Origin of the sequence: Nguyenibacter vanlangensis, assembly GCF_013376155.1 — a bacterium.
GTDB lineage: Bacteria > Pseudomonadota > Alphaproteobacteria > Acetobacterales > Acetobacteraceae > Gluconacetobacter > Gluconacetobacter vanlangensis.
This window is the reverse complement of record NZ_JABXXP010000444.1, coordinates 1-2,394: the sequence shown is the minus strand read 5'-3', so window position 1 is coordinate 2,394 and position 2,394 is coordinate 1. Positions and strand designations below refer to the sequence as shown.

Genomic DNA, 2,394 nt, shown 5'->3' with positions numbered 1-2,394 from the left:
CGAAGCCTGCCCGACGCCGGCCAGGACACCCGGCGGAGGCTCGGAGGCCAGGCCCGGCACCGCGGGGTCGGCATGCAGTTCGGCGACGCCGCCGAAGGGATTGTCCAGCACCGGCGGCGCGATCTCGACCCGCGCCATGGACGAGGTCACGCGCGCGCGCAGCTCATCCAGCATGTAGGTAAAGAGCTGGAAGGCCTCGTGCTTGAATTCGTTCAGCGGGTCCTTCTGACCATAGGCGCGCAGGCCGATACCCTGGCGCATCTGGTCCAGCGCCAGCAAATGTTCCTTCCACACCGAATCGAAGGTGCCGAGCAGGACCTGCTTTTCGATATAGCGCATCACCGACGGGCCGAAATTGGCGGCCTTGCTGGCCTGGAGCTGGGTGGCAGCCTGTTCCAGCCGTTCGGTGATGGTGCGTTCGTCCACCCCGTCCTCGCGCGCCCAGTCGGCGATCGGCAGGTCCAGCCCCAGGAGCTGGCGCACATCCTCGGCCAGTTCGGCGCTCTGCCATTGCTCGGCGAAGCTGCGTTCGGGGATGCGGCGCGCCACCATGTCGTGGATGACGTCGGCGCGCATCTCCTGCACCGTGGCCGACAGGTCGTCGGCCGCCATGTATTCCCGGCGCTGGGCATAGACCTCCTTGCGCTGGTCGTTCATGACGTCGTCATATTTCAGCGTGTTCTTGCGCATGTCGAAGTTGCGGGCCTCGACCTTCTTCTGCGCGCGCTCCAGCGCCTTGTTGATCCAGGGATGGACGATGGCCTCGCCTTCCTTCAGGCCCAGGCGCTGCATCATGCCGCCCATGCGCTCGCTGCCGAAGATGCGCATCAGGTCGTCTTCGAGCGAGATGAAGAAGCGCGAATTGCCCGGGTCGCCCTGGCGGCCGGCGCGGCCGCGCAACTGGTTGTCGATGCGGCGGCTCTCGTGCCGTTCGGTGCCGATGACGTACAGCCCGCCCGCCTGGGTGACGATCTGATGGTATTCGGCGACCTGGGCGCGGATCTCGGCCTCGCGCCGGGCCCGCTCCTCGGGGTCCGTCACCTCGGCCAGTTCCTGGCGGATGCGCATCTCCACGTTGCCGCCCAGCTTGATGTCGGTGCCGCGGCCGGCCATGTTGGTGGCGATCGTGATCGCGCCCGGCGCGCCCGCCTGGGCGACGATGGTCGCCTCCATCTCGTGGAAGCGGGCGTTCAGCACGTTGTGGCGGATGCCGCGCTTCTTCAGCAGTTCCGAGAGATACTCGCTCTTCTCGATCGAGGTGGTGCCGACCAGCACCGGCTGGGGCGTCTTGGCGATTTCCTCGATCAGATTGCTGACCGCCTCGTATTTCTCACGCGCGGACAGGTAGACCTCGTCGTCCTCGTCCTTGCGCGCCACCGGCAGGTTGGTCGGGATCTCGACCACGTCCAGCTTGTAGATCTCGGCGAATTCGTCGGCCTCGGTCATCGCGGTGCCGGTCATGCCCGACAGCTTGGGATAGAGGCGGAAATAATTCTGGAAGGTGATCGAGGCCAGCGTCTGGTTTTCCTGCTGGATCTCGACATGCTCCTTGGCTTCCAGGGCCTGGTGCAGCCCGTCGGAATAGCGGCGGCCATCCATCATGCGGCCGGTGAATTCGTCGATGATGACGACCTTGCCGCCGCGGACGATATAGTCGACGTCCCGCGCGAACAGCGTATGGGCGCGCAGCGATTGCTGCACGTGGTGGATCACCGCGATGTTATGGATGTCGTACAGCCCGCCCTCGTGCAGCACGCCCGCGGCGCGCAGCATCGTCTCGACCTGTTCCGACCCCGCGTCGGTCAGGATCACCGAGCGGAATTTTTCGTCCTTTTCGTACATGTCGGGCAGTTGGACCAACTCGCGGACGATCGCGTCCACCGAGCGGTACAGGTCGGAACTGTCCTCGGCCGGCCCCGAGATGATCAGCGGGGTCCGGGCCTCGTCGATCAGGATCGAATCCACCTCGTCCACGATCGCGTGGCAGAAAGGCCGCTGGACCATGTCCTCGATCCGGTACTTCATGTTATCGCGCAGATAATCGAAGCCGAATTCGTTATTGGTGCCGTAGGTGATGTCGGCATGGTAGGCGGCGCGCCGTTCCTCGTCCGACAGGTTGGGCACGATGACGCCGGTGGTCAGGCCGAGAAAGCCGTAGAGCTTGCCCATTTCCTCGGCGTCGCGGCGGGCCAGGTAGTCGTTGACCGTGACCACGTGCACGCCCTTGCCGGCCAGCGCGCTGAGATAGACCGCCAGCGTGGCGACCAGGGTCTTGCCCTCGCCGGTGCGCATCTCGGCAATCCGCCCGGCATGCAGCACCATGCCGCCGATCAACTGCACGTCGAAATGGCGCATGCCCAGCACGCGGCGCGCGGCCTCGCGCGCCACGGCGAA

General features: G+C 65.6%; 1 protein-coding gene. It reads right to left on the bottom strand.

Annotated elements, in window-relative coordinates; translation table 11 throughout:
- Nucleotides 1-2,394, bottom strand: a 2,394-nt coding sequence (gene secA / locus HUK84_RS15050; protein WP_176641012.1) for a preprotein translocase subunit SecA, incomplete at both ends; no start/stop codon positions are given.